Raw genomic sequence first — 24,118 nt, 5'->3', positions numbered from 1 at the left:
GGGTAGATAGCTTTGAAAAAGATGTTATGGATATTGGGAATCATCACAGTTCTTGTTTTGAGCGGTACAGTCTATTATATTGTCTCCGATTTAATGCATATTGCAGAAACAAATGATGATGGGCCTTCTGCTAATTTGGAAAATTTACGCGAAGAGACAGGTGGAACGGTAACAGAAGAAGAAATGGCCGTATTTCAGAGTGAAGGGAAGAATCCTTTTGGCCAGCAAAAAGATTTAGAAAGCCTTACGGATAGAGATTACCGGGAATATATTCATGGTATGAGCCATCAGAAGGTAAAAGCGGATCAAAAATGGGGATTTTATGAAATTAATAGTACAAGGATTCAATGGCTGTTAGACGGATTAGAAGTAGTCGAAACTCAGTTGACCAACCCGGATATTTATAGAAATATCCTAGAACGCTGGAATAATGGAGATTTTTCAAAAGCTGATGAAGACCACAATACAATCTGGAAGCTGCAGGGTGGTACGATTGGGGCAGCAGACGGAATTCTGAGCCCTGAGGAAGAACAGACATATATTAATAGCAAAAATTGATGTTAAAAAAGATGTAGTTAGGTTCCTGCATCTTTTTTTATAGGGTTAATCTTGTATTTAAACTAAATCACATTTTGAAACAATCATTCCCCAACATTGAAGAGAAAAATTATACAAATCTCTCTTACACTGTGTTCTGGGAATAAAACCTCGTTGAAAAGGGTAGATAGGAAGTATTCCTATTTGAGGAACAAACAGAAGGCAGATCAACTTTATATTAGATTCACTTATAACAGGGTCTGTCTACAACGTTAATTCTATAAGAGGTGATTGTATATGAGTTTGAAAGAAATTTTTCATAATCAGAAACCAGTTGGTGATACTGCAAAGAAACACACGGTAAGCGGGAAAAGCGGGATGGTGTCCTGTGCTGTTAAGGAAGCGGCTATTGCAGGGGAAGAAATACTTAAACAAGGCGGAAATGCCATTGACGCCGTTATAGCAATGCAGCTTGCCTTAACTGTTGTGGAGGGCATGAATACTGGTATTGGCGGAGGTGGCGTTCTTACGTATTATCATGCTGAAAGACAAGAGACAAAAATTTTTAATGGACAGAGCAGGGCTCCTTCAACCGTTACACCAAATCTTTTTTATGATGAAAACGATGAGATGCTGCCATTTGATGAACGGTCCACCAATCCCCAATCCGTAGCAGTGCCTGGTGCAATGAAAATGCTGGAATTAGCTTATAATACACATGGAAGTATCGAATTTGAAGAACTTATTAATCCAGCTATTCGATTGGCAGAAGAAGGTTTTCAGGTCAATCGTTCTTGGGAAAGAACACTCGAGAATTTTCAAGACAGATTGGGTACAGAGGCAAGAAAGTTATTTGTTCCAGATGGACAGCCTTTGAAGGAAGGAGACTTTCTTTATCAGCCAGATTTGGCGAAATCCTTGAGAATAATTCGCGATGAGGGGTTTAACGCCCTTTATAAAGGGGAAATTGGTGACGCTATAATCGATACATTAGCAGAACATGGTGGAATCATGAAAAAGGCAGATTTGGAAAACTACCAAGCTGCCATAGAAAAACCGTTTTGGGGAAAATATAAGGAATATGATATGGCATTTCCTGCTCCACCAAGCGGAGGAGGCTTCACGTTAGCGCAACTGCTCAATATACTTGAAAAGCTGAATATTAGCCAATATGAAGTCCATTCGTGGGAAAAGTATCACCTGATTGCAGAAGCAACGAGGGTTGTTCTGGCAGACCAGCAAACATATATTGGTGATCCCTCTTTTATTACTATTCCTTATAAAGCACTGCTTGCCGACGAGTATATAGAAGAAAGAATAAAATTAATTGATTTTAAACAGCGAAAACAAAAAATAGAAGCAGGAGATCCCTGGAAGTATGTGCAAGGCGACAGCAACTATAAAGTGAAAATGGACAAGAGCCGTCACGGAATGGACACTACCCACTTTACTGCTGTTGACCAATGGGGCAATATCGCCGCATGCACTACATCTCTCGAGCGAATATTTGGGTCAGGAATTATGGTTAATGGTTATGGATTCATGCTTAATAATGATTTAACAGATTTCAATCCAGAGCCTGGTACGGCAAATGAACCAAACGCAAACAAATTTCCAATCAGTTCCAAGTCTCCAACGATTGCATTCTATAAAGGGAGACCATTCTTTACGCTTGGCTCTCCGGGTGCTTCCACGATTATCAGTTCTGTAGCACAAGTTCTATTACATGTTATTGATTATAAAATGAATTTGGGAGAAGCAATTTCGGAGGTTCGGATTTTCAATAATCCGCAGCTTTCGATGGAATGGGAAGATGGGATCAATCAGGAAGCCATGGATAAACTAAAAGAATTGGGTTATGAATTGGATAGAAGTTTTAAAAAAGAAACAGCTGACGATCGAATCGGAGATGTAAACGGTATTCTTATTGATCAGGAGACTTGTATGTTGTATGGAGCGGCTGATTCTCCTAGACCAGGCAGTGCGATTGGAATAAACGACATTTCCAAAACATAACTAAATATATTTTCCTGAAGCGATAAAAAAATTATTCACGTACACCTATTATTGAAGGGGAAGAGCTTTTTTATAGAATAATTGAGGAGATAGTATTAAAAGTCATTAAGGGAAATTACCAATACATCTAGAACTTTTGGTGAAACTTTTATTTTATTGTTTGATACACATGTAAAAATAATCTATGGGTAAAGTAGGATTATAATATATTGATTCTAAGTATATTGTTAATACTATTACAATATGCGGTTAGCTTTAGAAAGGATGCCACAATAATTTAATTGTGGCATCCTTTCTTTTACATAATAATTCCTTTTACGATAAGACCGAGCACTAATCCTAGTAAAATGGATGATAGCGTGCCTAATAAGAAGTATTCCGCCCAGTTGCGGTCATCTAATTGTTTAAACCGTGCAATAGATTTGGCTGCGATAATAAATGCAATCGACGGGTATGCGCCAATCACTGTTAAGATAATAACAAGCAATCGTTCTATATACCCAATCAGCTTCCCACGTGAACGAGGAGGGGAAGAGTAAGTGAAATAGTGATATTCTTCTTTAAGACTGTTTTCCATCTTAGGCTGAAAATTTTCCCTTGCATTCATTACTTTATTACTTAATGTTAATTCACCTTCAAAATTCGCAAATTCTGATGGTAAAGAGCCCACGATGTGTTTTACAATATGTCCACTGACACTCGTTGCTAAAATAAATATTATTATCATGAATATTACTGTGTTTGCAGGGTGTAAACTACTTGGTCCGAATAAACTCAGAAAATCCGCAACTATTTGCAGAGCTTCCATTTTATAGAACAGGATACAAGTTATGAAGATAATTACTACATGCAGAGCTTGATCCGTTAAGAAGAAACCTAGTATTTTCATATTGTCTGTTTTCGTACTTTTTATTGAATCTACAAGCTTTATTTTCAGTAAGTCAATCAGTATATGTGTGATGATAATAAATAGTAAAGGTAAAATAAAATAAATGGTTATATGTTCAAATTCAGGCTTATACGCCCATATAATCGCGAGGGCTATTCCGGTTACGAGCAGATGATGAAACGAATGTTTCCATAAATATTTCATTTTATCATTGACCATCTGATCAGTTTGCAGCCAAAAGTCAGCAATTAAATGGGAAAGAAGCAACAATAATATAATCATTCCGCTCTCCTTCCTGCAGGTAAGTAATTTTGGAGACGGTTATTTACATTTTGCCTAATCGTTGTTTGCAGCTCATTCACACGATGGTCATTTGGCTGTGTTTCTAATGAAGTTAATACTTTAATGATGTCGTGAAACGCGTCCAAAATAACGTCTGTCTTGCCATTTTTCATATGACTCGATATAGTAGATTTTGTCCTGTCGAGATATTTGCTTACTTTGTTTTGCTGACCAAGGATTAAATACAAAGAACAGACAAGGGACTGTATCTCTGTTTGTTCGTTTATTTGCAGTTGTTTTAAACTTAAAATTGTATTAAGTAATTTTTCGAACTCACTGCTGTAAACTTCGAAGCCATTTGTGGCATGCGAATGAGGCAGTACGAAACGAAATTGCATTCTGTCCTGTTGTTTTTTCAGGAAGTCATTAGCTAATCTCGCTTGCTTCATCAAGGGGTGAATCCAAGTTTCTATATTTATACTGCTTAGGTCTTCTTCAACATTGCCAAAGGAGAGACCGAAATATGGCCGATGGTCGGTGTACTTCCAAATTCGGCTCAAATAGAAAGCAAGTATATAGGAAGATGCGTACCCGCTGCTCACAATGACTAGTTCATCGCCTGCACGATGGGTGACCTTTGTTGGGACGATATATTGCGTCCAGTAGGCGATGCTGATTTGCAGTTCCTTCAGATATTCACTTAATTCCATGCCAATATCTTCTTTTGAGGAATTACTTACGTCCATAATGAAAATTGAAACTTCATTTTTCACGAACAAACAGCTCCCTTCTTTTCCAATCGACAGATTAGTTCGATTATATAACCGAATATAACAAAGGTTAGATGGTATAGTCAAACTTAAAATTAGTTCGATGCTTTAACCTAACCTTACCATTCTTTTGGAAAGATGTGAATCAGATAGGTATGTTAATGCTTTCTATTAAGATAAGCGCAGGAACAGGTTACAGAGAAAGGATAGGAGGAGTCAAACCTTAGCCATTTTGGTTTCTGTATTGATGAATACAGGGCTATTTCATATAGGCTAATGACAAGGCGAATATTAAATAGGAAAGCGGAGAACCCAGCTTAACTGTAAAATTTACAGCGAAGCTGCTTTTTTTAGGTAATTATAATTAATTAATTCGTGGATTTTTTAATAGAGTAAACCCTTGTCTATTACACAACCTCTATAAATGAATAGATTAGTATTGAACCTGTAAATAGGAGGTGACTTTAAATGGGCCGTAATAGATCAAATAACGTGAATGATTTCCTTTTTGGAAGAAACTTTTCGAATTCGAATGACAACAACTTTCTTGATTCATCTGGTTTCAATGGAAATGGAAATGATGTAGAAACAGTTGTTTCACCAACAGAAACTGTTGTCAATCCAACAACAAATCAACGAACAGTTCGACGCGTTCACCCTACCCATGTTATAAATGTTAATCGAAATATAACTCGGGTTGAAAATTACTACCCAGTCAAACATTCAACAGAAAATATAAACTCTGTTGAGGAATATGATTGTGGGAGTGATCTAAACAATCCGTGTTGCAGACCAGTAAATAAATGTAACAAAAAACACTATTAATTCAAATCATATGAGACACTTCCTTAACACAATGTCGTGCATAATAATCCCCTGGTACGGCATGATATAATTGTAACGTCGCCAAGACAATCCAATAATTTAACAAAACCCCCTAGTTCATCCAGTATCTTTCATATGCTGCCATTCATCAAACAAATCATATTTATTAAAGACCACTATCTCTAAGCAAGGATGGTGGTCTCTTTTCTATTTTTAGTTGATGTGAAATAACAATCACTCTGTTGGAAACAAGAGAAGCTCTTAAAAAATAACTAATAGTATTCCCTGCAAGAAAGTTTCCACTAATGTGTATCAAATGGTTATGCGCAAGGCTGGGGAACAGGCTACCTGAATATGTCCCTATAAAGCATCGGATGAATCAAAACTAATGGCAGGTTGAACTGGAAGCTCAATGTAGCGTTTCCTCTTATTTTTGCATAGTGTATAGCACATTCAATGAGAGGAAGTGCACTAGTGGAATTAACCATTTCTCATCTGCTTTATGGCTTGTTTACGCTCTTAATTATCATAACAATGATTTTTCGAAAAGGTGTCGTGTTACCAACGATACTCGGTACTTTTATCATCGCATGGGTATATAAAGGAAATATCATTGATGGATTTACAGCAATATTCAATGCGAATTTAGTTGCCGCCCAGGAGCTATTCAGCATATTTTTAATAATTACGTTTATGTTAGCGCTCTTGCATTCACTGCGTGATTTAGGAGCGGATAAGAGAATGATCCAGCCAATTCAGAAATTGATGGTAAATGGTCATGTTTCCTTTTTTGTACTGGCAGCAGTTACGTATATCATTTCCTTGTTTTTCTGGCCAACACCTGCTGTTCCTCTAATATGTGCATTACTTGTTCCAGCTGCAGTAAGGGCTGGGTTACCCGCCATTATAGCTGCTGTCGCTATTGCAATCGCTGGTCAAGGAATGGCATTATCTTCAGATTACATTGTGCAAGTTGCACCGAGTTTATCTGCTGCATCTGCTGGTATTGATACTGCGGTTGTAGCCGATAAAGCATTTATCATGTCACTGATTGCTGGTGGGACAGCCATTTTATTAGCCTACTTATTTTACCGAAAATCCATCCGTTCCCCAAATGATCCATTGAATGAAGCGGATTTGCAAACACTACATGCATCTGAAACATCTGTAAATAAAGTAAGAACTGCAAATCTAAATACATGGAGCAAGATTTTTGCTATATTAGTTCCTTTATCACTTCTTATTGTCGTAATTTACATGATGTACAATAAGCTTTTTACTGCAGGCGGTGACTTGGTTGGGGGAGATGGGGCTGCATTTGTTGGTGGTGTTGCAGCGATACTGTTATTATTATCGACAGTTGCTTTTGGAAAACACCATGCCCTTGATTATATTAGCAATCATATTACAGATGGGTTTGTATTTGCATTTAAGGCAATGGGACCGGTGATTCCAATTGCGGGTTTTTTCTTTTTAGGAAGTCCTGATTTTTCAGGAAGTATATTAGGTGTAGAGGAGGGACCAGCATTATTATTTGACCTTGTTACTTCTACACAGGAGTTTTTACCACAAAGTGCCTTACTCGCTGGATTAAGCTTGTTAGTTATTGGTATCATCACAGGACTGGATGGATCAGGTTTTTCAGGACTGCCTCTTACAGGAGCACTTGCAGCTTCCTTAGAAACAGGTTCTATTGACGTGGAAACATTAGCAGCTATCGGGCAAATGGGGGCAATATGGACTGGTGGGGGAACAATTATAGCGTGGTCATCATTAATTGCAATCGCAGGCTTTTGTGGAGTATCCGTCATGGATTTGGTTCGTAAAAACTTTTTTCCTGTGATTATCGGTTTAATTGTGATGACTTTTGCAGCAGTATTTTTACTATAATGCCTTTACTTGGGTGGTTATCGGTTTTTTAATAAACTCTAGCTATTGAACTACTAATCACCTTGTTGTATTATTCTAGAAACCCAATTGGATTTGCATTCCAGTATATAGAATTGCAATAAGTAAATGAAAGATTAGATTATCAATTTGCAGGAAAAAGAACAATAGATATTAGTATACAAATAGGGGGTGGCATATCGTGAAAATAAGATTATTAAATCCGGATGATGCTGAAGACTATCTTAGAATAAGGCTTGAAGCGCTGCAGGAAAGTCCATATGCCTTTGCATCAACATATGAAGAAGAAAAGAATAAAACAGCGGAAAAGTATAAAACCAGATTTGCAGCACCGGAAAAAACATTTACTTTCGGGGTTTTCGAGGAATCTCAACTTGCAGGTGTTGTTTCATTAGCAAGTGAAAGTCTATTGAAATTAAGTCATAGAACTAATATTTTTGCTATGTATATTAAACCTGGAAAACGCGGATTAGGATTAGGGAAAGCATTACTTTCTGCAGCAATTGAAAAGGCAAAAAGTATAGAAGGTATTGAGCAAATCTGTATAAGTGTTGTAACAACAAATATACCTGCCAAAAAGTTGTACATTTCTTTTGGTTTTGAAGGAATTGGAATAGAAAAAAAGGCATTAAAATTTAATGATACATATTATGATGAGGAACATATGGTTTTATATCTTTAAATAATTAAACAAATTTCTCGGATCCCAACTCCCTTGAGCACGTGGATTAAATACCAGGAATCACATCTGCTTAAAGGATTCGGTATCTATGTTAAGATATAGAGAGAATATAAATAAGGGAAAGGGGTTTATAAAATGGATGTCAAGTACCCTATTGGAGAATTAGAAGTTCCTGAAGAGGTAACACTAGAAAATGTTCAAGTATGGTTAAAAGAAATTGAAACATATGCGAATCGCTTAAGAAATACTGTTGCTTCATTAAAAGAAGACGAATTAAACAGAAAGTATCGTGAAGGCAGCTGGACGGTGCGTCAGCTCGTTCATCATATTGCGGATTCTCAGTTGAACATGTATCAACGTTTGAAGCTTGCTTTAACGGATGAGAATCCAATGGTGCCAAATTTCGATCAGGATAAATGGGCCGTTCAACCGGATACAGAGCTTCCTGTAGAAAGTTCTCTTAAGATGCTGGAGGGAATAAATGAGCGGATTGTATCTCTGGGAAATAGTTTGACTGAAGAGCAATTGGAACGTAACTTTAAACATGAAATAAACGGTGAAATTACAGTAGCAACAAAAATCGCTAAATTAGCATGGCATGAAGAGCATCACTTAGCACATATAAAGCTTGCTTTATCAAATTAGTAGCATGTATCAATCGAATAGCTAAGTTTTTGAACAAAGGCGCATTTTCTTTTTGAAAATGCGCCTTTAATAATCTAAATAAGATGTAGATGTTTCGCCACTGACTGAAAAATGCAAGGGAACCTAAATTTTAGTAAGAAGACAAGTCAATTCCGTATAAAATAATAATCAAAATAGATTCTTACATCTAGATTGTAGAATTCTAGACTTCGATGTCTTTATGATGTACTTAATAACGAACAAATAAAATTATTAGTGAGAAAATTACCGGGGTTATAAACTTTATAACGAACAAAAGGGCCGTTTTATAGAGAAGTATTGGATTTTAATGTCACTTGTGGAGATGAATATTACAATTATGCTGATTTTAAATTTCTTGGTGCTGCTTCGGGCATTTTTGAGAGATAGCAGGTGGCTGAAGCTGTTGGCGACGCGTGTTCTGTTAATATTGAATCGGCTGATCGAACAGCGTTGATTTAAAGTGAAAAGTGCGGAAGAGGCTTATCAAGAAATAAAAGGTAAAGTAAAGGTTTATGAAATAATCTTAGAATAATGTGTCAGAAAACGAGGAAGTAAGAACTAAAGATAAGATCCTTTGAATCTCTAGAATATATGTTATAATCAAAAATAAGAACGTACATTCTGTGAAAGGGGAGGAATTAATGTGAATAACCGACTTAGAAAGAGGACATTGGAAACAAAGGAAATAATAAAGCGATATGAGGATGGGGAAAGCACAACTGAAATTGCAAGACTTGCAAGTGTTTCACCAAGGTATATTAGGATGCTATTGAAAGATAATAACGTGGAAATGAGACCGAGAGGGAGCTGGAAGAGAAAATATACGTTAAATGAAGATTACTTCAAGACATGGTCAAATAATATGGCTTATATACTAGGATTTTTTATTGCAGATGGTACAATTGCAACGAATACACAAATGATCAGCTTTTCACAAAAAGAAAGCTACATATTAGAAAGTATTAGAGCCGAACTGAATTCGAATCATATAATCACCAAAAATAATTCTGGTGTTTATCTACTAAATTTAAATAGCAAGGTAATGAGAAGAGATTTAATTGAATTGCATGGTGTTACACCTAATAAATCCAATAGTATTCAATTCCCTAAAGTACCAGATGAGTATTTAAGTCACTTCATTAGAGGTTATTTTGATGGTGATGGCTATATTAATTATAAGCAATATACTGTAACTTTTGTTGGCGGTTCACAGTTATTTATGACAGAGTTGATGCATGTTCTCAAAGAAAAAGGATTTCAACCTCAATTACAAATACAAGGTAAAAATTACCGGGTACATATAAGAGGCAGAAGATCCATCAAGTTATTTTCTAATTGGATATACGAAAATAAAAGTAAAAGGCTGTATTTATTAAGAAAACATGATATTTTTCAAAAAGAGATATTACCACTTAAAGATCTGACAGATAGAAAACATTTATATACAGTAGAAGCCGTGAAAAGGCGAAAATTAAACTTTTTATCAATTTATGCAGCAGTTCATTCAGTGGAATACGCCTGTATGTGTATCGGTGTTAAAACATCAACGGTAAAGAGATGGATAAAAAACGATGAATTATTTAAGGATAACTTTAATGCTACTTTAAAGAAACGAGGGGAATAGACATGGGTTCTGCTTTATATTTTTTTCCCGAGTTAACATAATACTTATTATAGGAAGTTACTGATTAAATGTGTTTTATTGTCTCAATAACTAAGTATACTTGTGATAGTGAGATAATTGATGAAATTTAATCATCAGCAAAATCGTTATTATTTTATTGCAGCAATCATGATGTTTCAGTAAAAGATTTTAAATCTCTATAACTATAAAAATAAAAGACACCTACAATTCAGTACGCGTCTTTTACATCAAATCAAATTTATATGAGTTATGTTTTATTAATTTCTTTGTTTTTGAACCTTGTAGACATATTCGATAAAATTATTGAATTGATCGTCGTAAACATGTTTAAAAGCCCATTTAAACATGTTAGTAAATGTTTTGTACATCCAATTGGATGGGATTAAATAAACATCTACTGTTAATTCAGTCCCAGCAGGCACTACTTTTAAACGGTATTCTGTTTTGCTTATACCTTCTTTAGTTGCTGTTTCAACACAGACATTATAAGGCGGATCATATTTCGTATATTTCGCTTCAAGTTCATACACCTTTTTGTCTATTTTCTGTCTCGTAATGAAGGTTGCGCCTTCTTGCAGATCATTTTCACTGCCCTCATAGATGTTTTCTATTATCTGTGTATTCCATTTTAATACATGTTTGTCCTTATTTAAGCACTCAAATACGAGTTCTGAATCAGTATAGATATTAGCCTCAAACCGATAACAATGTATTTCTTTCATTGCTGTGTCCCCTGTCAATTAAGTATAAATACTTCCTAATTATACTTTGAAACAGATAGTTTTACTATGTTTTTTCAGAGCAAAATAATAGCCACATACTCTGTACAGTACGTGGCTAAAATTCATCTGCCTTCAAAGAATTTTCGGTTCAATTCAATATACTTATATTCGGATTCAGGAACCTCATCTTCAATAAAAATCGCTTCTACTGGGCAAACAGCTTCACACGCGCCACAGTCAATACATATATCAGGGTCAATATAAAACATATCTTCGCCTTCTTCTATACAATCAACAGGGCAGACTTCTACACATTCCCCAGCTTTTTCAGTTTTACATGGTGATGTAATAACAAATGCCAAATCGAACGCCTCCTTCTTGCTTCGGAATTAGAACTATTATCCATTATAACGTATCATTCGACAAAAATAAAAGTGCATCGTGCAGATAAACACTTTCTGTATAAGAATGAGGTGGAAATGATGTTAAATTTCCTTGAAATAATCCTTCAAAAAGCCGCCAACACGGTTGCTGTTGTCAATTATAAAATAAAATTCATCTGTTTCGTTGATAACATTATACGTTTTTCCTGGAGTCAGCTTTCTATTAACGATAAATTTCTTTGCATCTGTATGCACACATTCAATCTGTTTAATTGTCTCACGATTTTCCCAGTCTAAGTGAATCATTATTTCTCTCCTTTTGTTTACATAATATTTTTATTGTTAACTTTAATTATTAAATAGGTATAAATAGTGGTCATAGCCTTCTTCAGTCATTTTATCTTTAGGTATAAATCGCATTGCTGCGGAGTTAATACAATATCTTAAACCTCCAGCTTCCATCGGGCCATCTTCAAAGACATGTCCCAAATGTGAATCAGCCGTTTTACTTCTTACTTCTGTCCGAATCATTCCATGGGTTGTATCTGTTTTTTCATCCATCTCATAGCTGTCAATTGGCCTTGTGAAGCTTGGCCAGCCACATCCAGCATCATATTGATCCCTTGATGAGAATAGAGCTTTTCCAGATACAATGTCAACGTAAATCCCGTCTTTGAAATTATTCCAGTATTCATTATCAAACGGACGTTCAGTACCATTCTCCTGTGTAACATGGTATTGAAGTGGAGTTAGTTTTTCTTTAAGTTCCGATTTATTCACAGGAGTTTTCCACGTGTTTTTTATAAAGTCCTCCCTGCCTGATCCTTTTTTATACAGACGATAATGGAAGGACTGCTTCTTATAGTAATCTTGATGTTCTTTCTCAGCTGGGTAGAAAGACTTTGCTGGCAGAATCTTTGTCGCAACCGGTTTATTAAATTTTCCGCTTGCATCAAGCTGTGATCTTGATTTTTCAGCTATTGCTTGTTGTTTTTCGTTATGATAGAAGATTGCTGTTTGATAGGATTCACCACGATCATTAAATTGTCCGCCAGCATCTGTTGGATCTATTTGCTGCCAAAATGTTTCAACAAGCTGTTCATAAGGCATCACTTCCGGATCAAAAGTGATTTGAACTGCTTCAACATGCCCGGTCGTATTTGTGGACACTTGTTTGTATGTTGGATTTTGAAGGTCCCCGCCTGTATAGCCTGAAATAACACTTTCAATTCCTGGTCGACTGTCAAATGGTTCAACCATGCACCAGAAGCAGCCACCTGCAAATGTTGCTAGTTCTAATTGTTTAGACATGAATTAATTCCTCCAGTGCTCTATTTGATACTATCTATTTTTTCTCTTTTTAGAGAAAAAAGCAAGTATCGTGCTTTATAATTTTAAATATACAATTTTGGAGTAGAACGTCCATCCTTTGCTATCTTCAATTTAGGCTCTGTCAAATCGCTCTGCTGCTGTTCTAAGATATCATCCTGTGTTCCTTCGTTATTCTCCGCACTTTCTGTGTTCGCAGTACTATCTATACTCTCCCCATCTTCTTCATCGCCTAATCCATCCATATTTCTAAAAGCTTTAACCATTCGATACATAGTAGGTAAATTTTTAATCATTGGTCCGTATTCTTTTATAATAGGGGCTGTCGTTTCAACGACCCGTAATACCTGCTGCACATTATTAAGGATGTTTGCAAATCCACCTATTCCCTTGTTCAGCATAGAATATTGCTGTGTATTTCCCGAAAGAAACCCGCTTAGACTCATTGGTGAACGATTTAAGGGAGGTTTTTGCGGATTTTGAAAAGGAAATGGATTTCCGTTATATGGCATTTGCCGCTGTGCCGATCTAAAGTGATTCATTCGAACTGGTTCAAACATTTTTCACCCTGCTCTCTTCTATTTGTTTAGCCTCAGCCTTGTTATCAATGCACAATAAATTCATGAATACACCATATATTAATGACCTTATTGTATTGTACGATTAACCTAATAAATAGGTGTAGGCATAATTATTTCCCGGGCAAGCGCAAATATCAACAAATTACTAGTTTTTCTGCTTTGATTTTGTTGGATCATGCTTAAAGCGTTAAGATTTTATCCAGTGATAATTAATATAAAATCTTGTGTTTAGTCCCCGATATATCAGGATTAATTACAATTCAAACAAACGTTTGATTTAATTTATCGTGCTCTTGTTATAAATTAACATTGGTTAAGAACAAATGTTCTTGTATAATGTGTATGAGGTGATAATTATGATTAATGATCGGGGATCAATTAAATGGACTACATTGATGTTGCCTGAGCATGTGGAACTCTTGAGAAACTTAAGGAAAGAGGAACAAAAAATTACAAAGCCAATACTTGATTCTCAGGAGATTGAATTAATAGACCATGCTTTATTAGCAGCTTACGAGACAAATGCATTGACAGAAATAACAATATACAGTAAATACGGTATGAAAATTTATTTAGGCAGGATTGTAAAATTACAACAGCAGCCCCAATCTGTGCTTTTGAAATTGGAAGAAGACCTCTCCTCTCACTCCCTCCGATTTACAGAAATCATGGCTGTAGAGCTAAAAGAATAGGCTGGATTCATCATCCAGCCCTTGTAAATTATCTATTTAAATACGTATCCCAGATATCATCAAAAACGACTAATGCATTAGAAAATGGACTATTCCATTCTAAGTAATCACTGATTTCATTATAATCATTTGAATGCTTGGGAAAATCATGATCAAAAAATGCCCAATCCGCTAATTTGCATTTATCGTCTGGAATTTTTTTACCTCTAAAAGTCATTAGATGCTCATAAAATGACTTCATAGAAACACCTCATCTATTCACGGATTAGCAGCTTTTCTGCTGCCGGAATTTTCTTTAGCCAACCTTATGAAACTGAGCCTTCTTCCATATATTCTTTATGTTTTTGCATTTTCTTTCGGTAAACAACCTTTGATAGTTGAAGGCTGATCTCATAAATAATTATCAACGGTACTGCGACAACTAATTGTAAAACAAAGTCTGGAGGTGTGATTAGCACCCCGATAACAATCAATCCAAAATAAGCATATTTTCTGTTTTTTGTCATGAAATCCGGTGTAAGCACTCCGAGACTGGTTAAGAACATAACAATAATGGGTAATTCAAAAAGTAGAGCGAACGGCACAGTTACTCTAAATAGGAATTTGAAGTAACGATCTACAGTAAACATAATATTAAACATATCATCATTTAGTGAAAGCAAAAATGGCATAATCAGTTTTACAAAGATTACATAACCAAATACTAATCCTAAAATAAAAAGAATAAATATTGCAGGTATATAGCCAATTGTTGCTTTTCTTTCATGTGGCATCAAGCCTGGCTTAATGAACGCCCATATTTGATACGTGAGAATTGGTATTGTACCAATAATAGCAACCAGTCCAGCCATAGAGAAATAAATCCAAATAATTTCTGTCGGACTGATCGCAGTCAAGACTAGATCAATGTCATTAACGAAAAACCAATATATTTCCTTTATATAAATAAAACCAACAATAAAAAATCCAATAAAAAATATAGCTGTTACAATTAATCTGTTCCGCAGCTCAGATAAATGACCTACAAGATTCATTTCTTTTTCTTCCGTATGATTATTTTCATTCATCTAATGACACTCCCCTAAACATACAAAAACAGAAAAGAAGATGTAAGATAAAATTCAACTTACATCTTCTTTTATCCCATTATGTTGTTATACTTGCTTTAGTTTTTCTTTGTCGTCTCATCATCGTTTGTTAAACCGCTAGTCGCCTTTTTAAATTCCTTTAATGAATGGCCAAATGCCTTTCCAATTTCAGGAAGTTTATTTGGGCCAAAGATAATAAGCGCAACGACTAATATTAAAATTAAACCTGGAATACCAATGTTGCTTAACATATTTATCACTCCGTCTATTTGGTATTATCTTTTACAATCGTTTTTACTTCTTTAACTTCATCCGTAACGTCACCAGTTAAATCCTTAGCAGATTTTTTGAATTCACGTAATGTATCTCCTGCAGCTCTTCCAATCTCGGGCAGCTTATTGGGTCCGAATATAATAAGTGCAACAATTAAAATTAAAATTAAGCCTGGAAAACCAATGTTTGCAAGCATGTTAAATCATCTCCATGTATATGAAATAAAGTTAATGCTAAACCTAGTATATAGCAACATGTTTAACTGTACAAGTAATAGAATCTATCATCTTTTCCGGTCATAAACAAGATAATAATAATCATAAGGATTTTTTTCATCTTTTGGTCCTTTATTTTTTGAGGATAGGCTCCAATCCTTTTCTATTGAAAATTCCGGGAAATAAACATCTCCTGTAAAATCTTCATCAATCCATGTTATATATAGACGATCTGCAAAGGGAAGTGCCTGATTGAAAACTTCCCCTCCGCCAATAATAAAGAATTCTTCGTTAGGCTGGTCATTATTCCATTGTCTGACCAACTCCAGATTGTCGATAACCTCTACCCCATCTGGAAATTCTATTTCACTATTTCTTGTTATGACAACATTTCGCCGCTTCGGCAGTGCCCTTCCGATTGAAGAAAAGGTTTTTCTTCCCATAATAATGGTATTGCCAATAGTCTTTTCTTTAAAATAACGTAAGTCGTTCGGTAAATGCCATGGCAAATCGTTATTCGAACCGATAACATGATTACGTTCCATTGCTACTAATAATGAGATCATTTTATTGCCTCCTAGACTGCTATTGGTGCTTTAATTGCAGGATGTGGATTATAATCGAGTATTTCAAAATCAGAAAGTTCAAAGTCAAAAATAGACTCTTTTTCAGTGTTGAACTTAAGTTTAGGAAGTTCACGTTTTTCGCGACTCAACTGCATTTTGACCTGCTCCATGTGGTTAGAATAAATATGTGCATCCCCTAACGTATGAACAAACTCACCCACATCTAATCCACACTCATGTGCAATCAGATGTGTTAATAATGCGTAGCTTGCAATATTAAAAGGAACACCTAAAAAGATATCTGCACTGCGCTGGTAAAGCTGACATGAAAGCTTGCCATCTGCTACATAAAACTGGAATAATGTATGACACGGCGGCAGCGCCATAAATGGAATATCTTCAGGATTCCATGCAGAAACAATATGTCTGCGTGAATCAGGTGTATTTTTAATAGATTCAATCACATCTTTTAATTGATCAATTGTTTCCCCGTTTTTTGTCTGCCAATGGCGCCATTGTTTTCCGTAGACAAACCCGAGATCACCATACTTTTCCGCAAAAGCATTATCATTTAATATTTTATCTTTAAAATTACCCATCTGTTCTATGTACTTCTGATTAAATGCTTCATCTTGAAGACTTCTTCTTCCGAAATCAGTCATATCTGGACCTTCATAGTCATCGCTTGCAACCCATTTCTCAAAAGCCCATTCATTCCAGATATTATTGTTATTTTCAAGAAGATATTTAATATTTGTATCTCCTTTAATAAACCAGAGAAGCTCAGAAGCAATAAGTCTGAAATTAACTTTTTTTGTTGTTAATAATGGAAAACCTTCACTTAAATCAAATCGCATTTGATGACCGAAGATAGAATAAGTTCCTGTTCCAGTACGATCCCCTTTTTTGAAGCCTTTATCTAAAACGAGCTGACATAACTCTAAATAGGCTTGTTCACCCTGTATCATCGTCATACACCCTTCCATTTTTCATGATACTTTTATTCTGCTACTCATTGTAGCACTTCTGCTTCCTAAAGGCTATTATTTTAATAAGCGTAAAGTCAAGTATATCAACGCTTATGACATTACATATAATGAAGGCCTTTCTAATATAATTGCAACTTCGCTAATTAGTAAATAAAAAATAAAGGTCGCTCATATTGAGAAGCGACCTTTATTTTTTATTCTACTTTTTTAATATAAGCTGTTTTGTCCAGCGGACTTGTGAAGATATTTTGTCCTTTTTTATCTCTCAAATAATATACATCTTTACTTACGGTTACTTGACGGACATCATCCACTTTTATAATATCTATAATCTTATTATCTAATATAATTGCAACTTCGTATCTCATGTATACACCCCCGATTTAACTAAATTATACTATTATCTTTAAATAGATTTCAAATAATTCCAGGATTCTTCCGGATCCGCATACGCACTCGTCCATCCAATTTAATGTTATATCCACTCTTTATAAAACTGTTCTAAAAAGTTCTCCATAAATGCATGACGTTCTGCAGCTAATTTTTTAGCGTAGTTTGTATGCATGAGATCTTTTATTTTCAGAAGCTTGTCATAAAAATGCTGAACCGATGTACTTCTGTTTCCTTTTTGATAGATCGGCTGGTTGTTTGCACCGCCATATTGAAAAGTCCTGGCAATCCCAATTGCGCCCAGTGCATCGATTCGATCAGCATCTTGAACAATTTTACCTTCAATAGAAACTGGAATTAACCCTTTTTGGAAGGAAACGGTAGAAATGATTTGATTTATTTCAACTATCTGCTGCTTCGAAAAATGAATCGAAGTCAAAAGTTCATTCATTTCAGCAGTTGCCAGCTCTGGATTCGTAAAAAGCTTTCTATCCCCTATATCATGCAGCCATGCAGCAACCTCACATAAAAATGGATCAATGCCTTCGTATATCGCAATTTCCCTTGCCATTCCAGCAACACGCTTCATATGTTCATAATCATGACCAGTAGCATCCTCTGCAAAGATTCGATGTACATAGTTTCGAATGGCTTCGAGCTGTTTATCCATTAACATACTAATCCCTCCCCGTCTTCCTATCTTACGTTACTTCATCAGTTATTGTATAGCTTCATGAACGAATCGATTACATTGGTTTATTCTAATTAAATACATTGAATTTCTTGACTAGTCTAATTAAATGGGATATTATTGACATTAACAAAGAGGAAGTACGGATTCATTAAGTAACAGACAGCTTCTATAGAAGCGGATGTACCAATAATCCGACTTTCTAGAGGGCTGTCTGTTTTAATGTGTTTTGTTCTTTGCTTTGTATTATATCCACGTCTTATCGTGAAAGTTCTAGGAGGAATTAACATGCAAAACGGAGTAGTGAAATGGTTTAACGCTGAAAAGGGGTTCGGCTTCATCCAGTTAGAAGAGGGTAACGATGTCTTTGTACATTATTCAGCTATTCAAGAAGAAGGCTTCAAATCACTAGAAGAAGGACAAGAAGTATCTTTTGAAATTGTTGAAGGTGAACGCGGTCCACAAGCAGCAAATGTAACAAAATTATAAAGTTGATTAAAAGCAGTATCCGTTAACGGGTACTGCTTTTTTTGTGTTTATAAAAATAGTCCCCCATCGCCATCCTCCATCTTAAAAACTAGTATCCCCTATTAAAGGAAAGCGAGATAGATTGATTGATTTCCCTCCATTAATTTACATATTTTGGATAAAATATACCATTTTGTCACAGAAGGTTCAAATACTTTACTAACCAAAAAGTTAGTAAAACCTTTATTTCAAGCGAATTAGGATAATTGAACAAATTGTGAAACGTCTTCTCCTCCCATAAATTCTATAACCAATTTGTGTATGATGAAAATATAAGCTTTTAAACTTTCTAGGAGGGATGAACAAATGGTTTCTGAAAAGAAAAAGCAATTAAATACACATCAGGAAAAAGAACCAAATTTGAAAGGCACCTTAATTTCCGTATCCATATTAGGTATATTTCTTTTGGTTACATGGATTGGGGCTTTTATGCTATTCCTTTCTCGATAAAGAAAAATAGGAGTGATAGACGATGCATTTACACAAATATGAAAAATATTGGCTCTCGGCCGGTATAGTTGGACTTATTGCTTTCTTATTAATACTGGCATTCGGTGCTTTTTATTTAGGAACGCACCCGCAAAGTCATGGAGATGTTATTGATCCAGATAATATCGAAGCAAATGAGGCCTTTCTTCCTGAAAATCTTGGGTTAACGAAGGTTGATGAAAAACGATATGTGCTCAATGTGGTAGCTACTGCATTTAACTATAACCTGGGTACAGATGAAGATGGGCAGCCAGTAACACATCTGGAAATTCCTGCTGGATCAAAAGTTCTCGTCCAAGCAACAAGTCCAGATGTTGTACATGGTCTAAATATTGCGGGAACAAATGTGAATATGATGGTCGAACCTGGTTATGTAAGCAGCATGGAAGTTGAATTAAATAACCCGGGAGAATATACACTTGTATGTAATGAATACTGCGGTGTGGGACATCATTTAATGTTCGGAACTGTGGAGGTGGTTGAATAATGGCTGCGAAGATATCGAAAGTATTTAAAAACAATCCAACAATGGAACTTACTTTGACAAAACCTGAACGTCGTCTCTATATGGCCTTTATGTATGTAGCATTTATTTCCTTATTTATTGGTGGCTTAATGGGACTTTTGCAAACTCTTGTACGATCCGGTGAATTTACACTGCCTTGGGGAATCGATTACTATCAAATTTTAACTGTTCATGGTGTCATTTTAGGACTTGTACTTACAACGTTTTTCATTATTGGTTTCCAATATGCTTTAATGGGTAAAACCGTTGGAATCAGTAAAAAGCAATTAAGATGGGGCTGGGTCAGCTTCTGGGTAATGACAATTGGTACAACAACAACTGCTATTACAATTCTATTAGGTAAAGCCAGCGTGCTTTATACATTCTACGCACCATTAAAAGCACACCCTGCATTTTATATCGGGCTAGCTTTAGTTATTGTTGGTAGCTGGATAGCAGCAATCGTTAATTTCCGTCAATTCTATCTATGGAAAAAGGCACATCCAGATGAAAAATCACCGCTGCTTGCCTTTATGGTTGTTATCAATATGATTATGTGGTTTATCGCGACACTCGGCGTAGCTGCAGCAGTACTCATTCAATTTATTCCATGGTCATTAGGTTTCACAAATTCAATTAACGTTTTATTAAGCCGTACATTATTCTGGTATTTTGGACATCCACTTGTATATTTCTGGCTGCTTCCTGCCTATATGGCTTGGTATGCTATCTTGCCAAAAGTAATTGGCGGAAAGATATTCAGTGATTCATTAGCGAGATTTTCATTTATCTTATTCTTGTTCTTCTCTATTCCAGTTGGACTTCATCATCAGTTAACAGAACCTGGTCTTGATTCAACATGGAAGTTTATACAGGTAGTTCTCACATTTATGGTTGTTATTCCTAGTTTAATGACTGCATTCTCTATGTTTGCTACATTTGAAATAACTGGGCGGAAAAAAGGATATGGCGGATTATTTGGCTGGCTAAGGCACTTGCCTTGGAAAGACGTTCGCTTCTTAGCACCATTCATTGGTATGCTTGCCTTTATTCCAGGTGGAGCAGGCGGTCTTATAAACGCATCTTATCAAGTCAATACGATTGTTCATAATACAATTTGGGTGACTGGTCACTTCCACTTAACCGCTGCTACAACTGTGGTACTCACGTTTTTTGGTATTTCATACTGGCTGATCCCACATTTAACAGGGCGTAAATTAACAAAGTCAGTAAATCGTCTCGGTATTATACAAACGTTCGTTTGGACTCTCGGTATGTTAATAATGTCTGGGGCTATGCATATTCAAGGGCTGACAGGCGGTCCGCGTCGTTCTTCATACTCTGAATATGGCGGCACTGAACAAGCTGCAGAATGGGGAGCTTATCAAATGGCTCAGGCTGTAGGCGGTTCAATTCTCTTTATCGCAATTATACTCATGGTTTACATCTTTATTAAAATGGCTTTCTTTGCACCTAAAGGTGATGAAGAATTCCCGATTGCCCAGGAAGAACTAGATGCTCAACCTACTCCAAAATGGACAGAGAATTGGAAACTATGGATTGCAATTACAATATTATTAATCATATTTGCATATACGGTTCCACTCTTTGACGTTATCCAAAATGCACCTCCTGGATCTGTGCCATTTGATTGGCCGATTGGCAATAGTTGATAAAATTTAAAATTGAAGTGGGCAGTGATAAACCAATATCACTGCCCGCTTTCTTATACTTATAGAATTAAAAATTATAGATTCTTGAATATTTTTCTTGAAGATAATTAACTAGGTAGTCCGGATTCAGCTCTTCATTTGTAATATCTTTAAGCAGTTCTAAAGGTTTCTTCATCTTTCCATATTGATGAATATTTGCAGTGAGCCATTCTGTTATTGGCAAAAGGTCTTTAGATTGAATCTGTTTTTCAATATCAATATCTTTTGCTAATGTATGATAAAATTGTGCAGCATACATATAACCTAGTGCATACGATGGGAAATAGCCAAAGTCTCCCCCTGCCCAGTGAATATCCTGAAGAACTCCTTCCGCATCATCGCGTGGCTCGATTCCTAAGTAGTCAACCATCTTCTCATTCCACAGCTTCGGAAGATCCTGAACAGCAATATCACCATTAATTAATGCCTTTTCAAGCTCATAGCGTATCATAATATGCAATGCATATGTTAACTCATCTGCCTCGATGCGAATGAATGTAGGTTTCACTTCATTAATTGCATTATAAAAACTGTCAATATCAATGGACTGGAATGAATTTGGAGCATACGATTTAAATAAGTCGTAATTAGACTCCCAAAACGCTTTGCTTCGTCCAATTAAATTTTCCCAAAATAGAGATTGGGATTCATGAATCCCCATAGAGGTACCAGTTGCTAAAGGTGTTCTCGCTACTTTAGGATCAATATTTTGTTCGTATAGTGCATGACCACCTTCGTGAATAATCCCAAAGACTGCCATTCGAAAATCATTTTCATCATATCTCGTTGTAATACGTACATCATTTAAATTAATTGTAATTTCAAATGGATGAATAGTGTCATCAAGTCTGCCTGCATCAAAGTCATAGTTCATTTGTTCCAATACTTTAATAGCAAATTCTTGTTGACTCTGTTTTGGAAAATGCTCTAATACAACAGAAGAGTCTATCGCAGTGCCGCTTTTATTTACTTTATGAAGCAATTCTGTCAGCGCCTTGCGAAGAGCAGGGAAAACCTCATCAAGCATTTTTGTTGTTACTCCTGGCTCGTATTGATCAAGCAATGCATCATAAATGTTATCCTCATAACCCCAATAATTCGCGAATTTTTTGTTGAAAGCAACTAATTTTTCTAAGTATGGCTGGAATAAGCTAAAATCAGCCTTTTCTCTTGCTTCCTGCCAAGCTGCTTCGGAATTACCTTGTAAAATGACATACTCTTTGAATTCAGCCTCAGGAATCTGTTTATTACGATTATAAATATGCTCACATTCATCAACTGCTTTTATAATTACATCATCGGTTGCAGATTTTAACTCATCAATAAATTGCTTCATTCTATCCGATGTTTGCATTTGATGTACCTTCGCTGAAAGAATTCCAATTGCTTGAGAGCGTGTCTCTACACCTTTTACTGGAATTTTTGTTCTTAAATCCCAATGTGCTAAAGTAATCAGTTCTCTGAAAGCATCTATTTCATGCAGATACTCTAAAAACTCTTTTTCAACGGCAGTATGCTGTGTCAACTTTATTCCCCCTTTACTTTTTGACCAAAGTATTGATAATAATTAGTTTGAATAAAACCATTAAACAACTTTCTCTTCTTTGTAGCGGCTTTGCCAAATTGTCTTTCAAAAGCTTCGAATGCAGTGATGATATAAACACTCCAAGATGGATGCTCATTCATGATTTTACCAAGGTCATGATACATTTGCTTTACTTCTTCCTGGTCACTCATACGCTCTCCATAAGGTGGATTGCTAATAATATAACCATTATCCTGTTTAATCGTTAAATCACTTACTTGCATTTGCTTCCACGTAATTAAATCACTAAGTCCCGCTTCGATTGCATTATCACTAGAGATACTGATTAACTTATGGCTAATATCAGAACCAATAATATCAAGTTTTTGATCGTATTTTGCAAGATCCTCTGCTTCAGTCAATGCTTCATCCCAAGATTTATTCCTGATAAAATTCCATCCCTCTGAAGCAAATTCACGATTAAAACCAGGTGCAATATTTTGACCGATTAAGGCTGCTTCGATTGGAATGGTCCCAGAGCCACAGAATGGATCGATGAGTGGATAATCAGGTTTCCAATTTGTAAGCAGTACTAATGCAGCAGCCATCGTTTCTTTTAATGGTGCCTCTCCCTGCCCTGTACGATATCCTCGTTTATGAAGTCCTGCTCCCGATGTATCAAGCGTCAGTGTAACAATATCTTTAAGAAGCGCAACCTCAACTTTATATAATGCACCTGTTTCAGGCATTTTTGAAACCATGCCATGCTTTAATTTTAACCGTTCTGCAATGGATTTCTTTACAATCGCCTGGCAATCAGGAACGCTGTACAATTTCGATTTCACAGACTTTCCACTTACAGGAAATTGCCCGTCTTCAGAAATATAATTTTCCCAAGGGAGTGCCTTTGTTCCCTCAAATAGGTCATCAAAGCTCTCTGCCTTAAATTCACCAACGATAATTTTCACTCGATCAGCTGTACGCAGCCACAAATTACAGCGGGGAATCGCCGAGATTGGTGCATCAAAAATAACTTTTCCATTTTCAACTTCTGCTTCATAGCCTAAATCTCTAACTTCTTTTGCCACAATTGCTTCCAGTCCCATTGCAGCTGTCGCTAATAACCGTACCTTTTGCATGTATGTTTTGTCCCTTCATTTACAGATTGTTTTATTAGTTTACCATATAGTGTTGCAAAATAAAAAACCTATCTCATCTGC

At 35.9% G+C, this 24,118-nt stretch carries 29 protein-coding genes; 12 read left to right on the top strand and 17 right to left on the bottom strand.

All coding sequences use genetic code 11. The features are described 5' to 3' along the window. Positions 1-21: 21 nt before the first annotated feature. Entirely contained in the window at positions 22-558 is a 537-nt protein-coding gene (locus tag NST93_RS05390; RefSeq protein ID WP_405103762.1) for a DUF6241 domain-containing protein, read from the top strand. Between the two features lie 276 nt (positions 559-834). After that, the gene (gene ggt, locus NST93_RS05385) at positions 835-2,553 is read left to right on the top strand and encodes a gamma-glutamyltransferase (protein WP_405101944.1); all 1,719 of its coding nucleotides are present in this window, start codon (positions 835-837) and stop codon (positions 2,551-2,553) included. Positions 2,554-2,851: 298 nt separating this feature from the next. On the opposite strand, the gene NST93_RS05380 is transcribed toward ggt, so the two are convergent. After that, on the bottom strand, positions 2,852-3,724 hold the full coding sequence (locus NST93_RS05380; protein ID WP_405101942.1) for a DUF3307 domain-containing protein: 873 nt from the start codon (positions 3,722-3,724) through the stop codon (positions 2,852-2,854). Beyond that, on the bottom strand, positions 3,721-4,497 hold the full coding sequence (locus tag NST93_RS05375; protein WP_405101940.1) for a hypothetical protein: 777 nt from the start codon (positions 4,495-4,497) through the stop codon (positions 3,721-3,723). Before NST93_RS05375 ends, NST93_RS05380 begins: the two co-directional genes overlap by 4 nt. 465 nt (positions 4,498-4,962) lie before the next feature. Between NST93_RS05375 and NST93_RS05370 the strand changes: the two genes are divergently transcribed. The 5 genes from NST93_RS05370 to NST93_RS05350 all read left to right on the top strand — a co-directional run bounded on the left by NST93_RS05370 (position 4,963) and on the right by NST93_RS05350 (position 10,199). After that, positions 4,963-5,319, top strand: coding sequence for a CotD family spore coat protein (locus tag NST93_RS05370; RefSeq protein WP_405101938.1), 357 nt, complete (start codon positions 4,963-4,965; stop codon positions 5,317-5,319). A gap of 474 nt (positions 5,320-5,793) precedes the next feature. After that, complete coding sequence (locus tag NST93_RS05365) at positions 5,794-7,209, top strand: hypothetical protein (protein WP_405101936.1); 1,416 nt, start codon at positions 5,794-5,796, stop codon at positions 7,207-7,209. 199 nt (positions 7,210-7,408) lie between these two features. Then, positions 7,409-7,909, top strand: coding sequence for a GNAT family N-acetyltransferase (locus NST93_RS05360; RefSeq protein WP_405101934.1), 501 nt, complete (start codon positions 7,409-7,411; stop codon positions 7,907-7,909). A 135-nt stretch (positions 7,910-8,044) separates the two neighbouring features. Continuing rightward, positions 8,045-8,554, top strand: a complete 510-nt coding sequence (locus NST93_RS05355; protein ID WP_405101932.1) for a YfiT family bacillithiol transferase — start codon at positions 8,045-8,047, stop codon at positions 8,552-8,554. A 664-nt stretch (positions 8,555-9,218) separates the two neighbouring features. Further along, complete coding sequence (locus NST93_RS05350) at positions 9,219-10,199, top strand: LAGLIDADG family homing endonuclease (RefSeq protein WP_405101930.1); 981 nt, start codon at positions 9,219-9,221, stop codon at positions 10,197-10,199. A gap of 278 nt (positions 10,200-10,477) precedes the next feature. Here the strand turns inward: NST93_RS05350 and NST93_RS05345 are convergent, their stop codons facing one another. The 5 genes from NST93_RS05345 to vrrA all read right to left on the bottom strand — a co-directional run bounded on the left by NST93_RS05345 (position 10,478) and on the right by vrrA (position 13,214). Beyond that, the gene (locus tag NST93_RS05345; protein ID WP_405101928.1) at positions 10,478-10,942 is read right to left on the bottom strand and encodes an SRPBCC domain-containing protein; all 465 of its coding nucleotides are present in this window, start codon (positions 10,940-10,942) and stop codon (positions 10,478-10,480) included. Positions 10,943-11,064: 122 nt separating this feature from the next. Then, the gene (locus NST93_RS05340; protein WP_405101926.1) at positions 11,065-11,304 is read right to left on the bottom strand and encodes an indolepyruvate ferredoxin oxidoreductase subunit alpha; all 240 of its coding nucleotides are present in this window, start codon (positions 11,302-11,304) and stop codon (positions 11,065-11,067) included. Positions 11,305-11,427: 123 nt separating this feature from the next. Next, positions 11,428-11,631 carry a DUF6501 family protein gene (locus tag NST93_RS05335; protein ID WP_405101925.1) on the bottom strand — a complete coding sequence of 68 codons (204 nt, stop codon included), beginning with the start codon at positions 11,629-11,631 and terminating at the stop codon, positions 11,428-11,430. 42 nt (positions 11,632-11,673) lie between these two features. Continuing rightward, a complete protein-coding gene (gene msrB / locus NST93_RS05330; protein ID WP_405101923.1) occupies positions 11,674-12,636 on the bottom strand; it encodes a peptide-methionine (R)-S-oxide reductase MsrB in 963 nt (320 codons plus the stop codon). 83 nt (positions 12,637-12,719) lie between these two features. Further along, positions 12,720-13,214 (bottom strand): VrrA/YqfQ family protein, encoded by a 495-nt coding sequence (gene vrrA, locus NST93_RS05325; RefSeq protein WP_405101921.1) that lies wholly within the window; start codon positions 13,212-13,214, stop codon positions 12,720-12,722. A gap of 377 nt (positions 13,215-13,591) precedes the next feature. On the opposite strand from vrrA, the gene NST93_RS05320 reads away from it, so the two are divergent. Next, complete coding sequence (locus NST93_RS05320; RefSeq protein WP_405101919.1) at positions 13,592-13,927, top strand: YolD-like family protein; 336 nt, start codon at positions 13,592-13,594, stop codon at positions 13,925-13,927. A 28-nt stretch (positions 13,928-13,955) separates the two neighbouring features. Here NST93_RS05320 and NST93_RS05315 read toward each other — a convergent pair whose 3' ends face one another. The 8 genes from NST93_RS05315 to NST93_RS05280 all read right to left on the bottom strand — a co-directional run bounded on the left by NST93_RS05315 (position 13,956) and on the right by NST93_RS05280 (position 18,124). Next, positions 13,956-14,168 (bottom strand): YozE family protein, encoded by a 213-nt coding sequence (locus tag NST93_RS05315; RefSeq protein ID WP_405101917.1) that lies wholly within the window; start codon positions 14,166-14,168, stop codon positions 13,956-13,958. A gap of 64 nt (positions 14,169-14,232) precedes the next feature. Further along, complete coding sequence (gene tatC / locus NST93_RS05310; protein ID WP_405101915.1) at positions 14,233-14,994, bottom strand: twin-arginine translocase subunit TatC; 762 nt, start codon at positions 14,992-14,994, stop codon at positions 14,233-14,235. 98 nt (positions 14,995-15,092) lie between these two features. Next, positions 15,093-15,266 (bottom strand): twin-arginine translocase TatA/TatE family subunit, encoded by a 174-nt coding sequence (locus tag NST93_RS05305; protein ID WP_405101913.1) that lies wholly within the window; start codon positions 15,264-15,266, stop codon positions 15,093-15,095. Between the two features lie 14 nt (positions 15,267-15,280). After that, complete coding sequence (gene tatA, locus NST93_RS05300; protein ID WP_405101911.1) at positions 15,281-15,484, bottom strand: twin-arginine translocase TatA/TatE family subunit; 204 nt, start codon at positions 15,482-15,484, stop codon at positions 15,281-15,283. A gap of 87 nt (positions 15,485-15,571) precedes the next feature. After that, positions 15,572-16,069: a dihydrofolate reductase gene (locus tag NST93_RS05295; protein ID WP_405101909.1), complete on the bottom strand. Its 498-nt coding sequence runs from the start codon at positions 16,067-16,069 to the stop codon at positions 15,572-15,574. 11 nt (positions 16,070-16,080) lie between these two features. After that, positions 16,081-17,037: a thymidylate synthase gene (locus NST93_RS05290; protein WP_405101907.1), complete on the bottom strand. Its 957-nt coding sequence runs from the start codon at positions 17,035-17,037 to the stop codon at positions 16,081-16,083. A gap of 215 nt (positions 17,038-17,252) precedes the next feature. Next, entirely contained in the window at positions 17,253-17,426 is a 174-nt protein-coding gene (locus NST93_RS05285) for a hypothetical protein (protein ID WP_405101905.1), read from the bottom strand. Positions 17,427-17,533: 107 nt separating this feature from the next. Next, positions 17,534-18,124, bottom strand: a complete 591-nt coding sequence (locus tag NST93_RS05280) for an HD domain-containing protein (RefSeq protein ID WP_405101903.1) — start codon at positions 18,122-18,124, stop codon at positions 17,534-17,536. A 303-nt stretch (positions 18,125-18,427) separates the two neighbouring features. Here NST93_RS05280 and NST93_RS05275 point away from each other — a divergent pair, with 303 nt between their 5' ends. From NST93_RS05275 to NST93_RS05260, 4 genes are all read left to right on the top strand, one after another. Further along, a complete protein-coding gene (locus NST93_RS05275; protein ID WP_251510409.1) occupies positions 18,428-18,628 on the top strand; it encodes a cold-shock protein in 201 nt (66 codons plus the stop codon). Between the two features lie 345 nt (positions 18,629-18,973). Further along, on the top strand, positions 18,974-19,117 hold the full coding sequence (locus NST93_RS05270) for a cytochrome c oxidase subunit 2A (protein ID WP_405101901.1): 144 nt from the start codon (positions 18,974-18,976) through the stop codon (positions 19,115-19,117). Between the two features lie 22 nt (positions 19,118-19,139). Continuing rightward, positions 19,140-19,643, top strand: a complete 504-nt coding sequence (locus NST93_RS05265; RefSeq protein WP_405101899.1) for a cytochrome c oxidase subunit II — start codon at positions 19,140-19,142, stop codon at positions 19,641-19,643. A gap of 41 nt (positions 19,644-19,684) precedes the next feature. Continuing rightward, entirely contained in the window at positions 19,685-21,334 is a 1,650-nt protein-coding gene (locus NST93_RS05260) for a b(o/a)3-type cytochrome-c oxidase subunit 1 (RefSeq protein WP_405103760.1), read from the top strand. 67 nt (positions 21,335-21,401) lie between these two features. Here the strand turns inward: NST93_RS05260 and NST93_RS05255 are convergent, their stop codons facing one another. Both NST93_RS05255 and NST93_RS05250 read right to left on the bottom strand, forming a co-directional pair. Further along, a complete protein-coding gene (locus NST93_RS05255) occupies positions 21,402-22,898 on the bottom strand; it encodes a carboxypeptidase M32 (RefSeq protein ID WP_405101897.1) in 1,497 nt (498 codons plus the stop codon). 2 nt (positions 22,899-22,900) lie between these two features. Beyond that, positions 22,901-24,037, bottom strand: coding sequence for a class I SAM-dependent RNA methyltransferase (locus NST93_RS05250; protein ID WP_405101895.1), 1,137 nt, complete (start codon positions 24,035-24,037; stop codon positions 22,901-22,903). Positions 24,038-24,118: the final 81 nt, after the last annotated feature.

It is taken from the genome of Oceanobacillus sp. FSL H7-0719, from assembly GCF_045040795.1.
Lineage (GTDB): Bacteria > Bacillota > Bacilli > Bacillales > Amphibacillaceae > Oceanobacillus.
The sequence above is the reverse complement of the archived record's forward strand: the minus strand, read 5'-3'. Positions and strand labels throughout refer to the sequence as shown.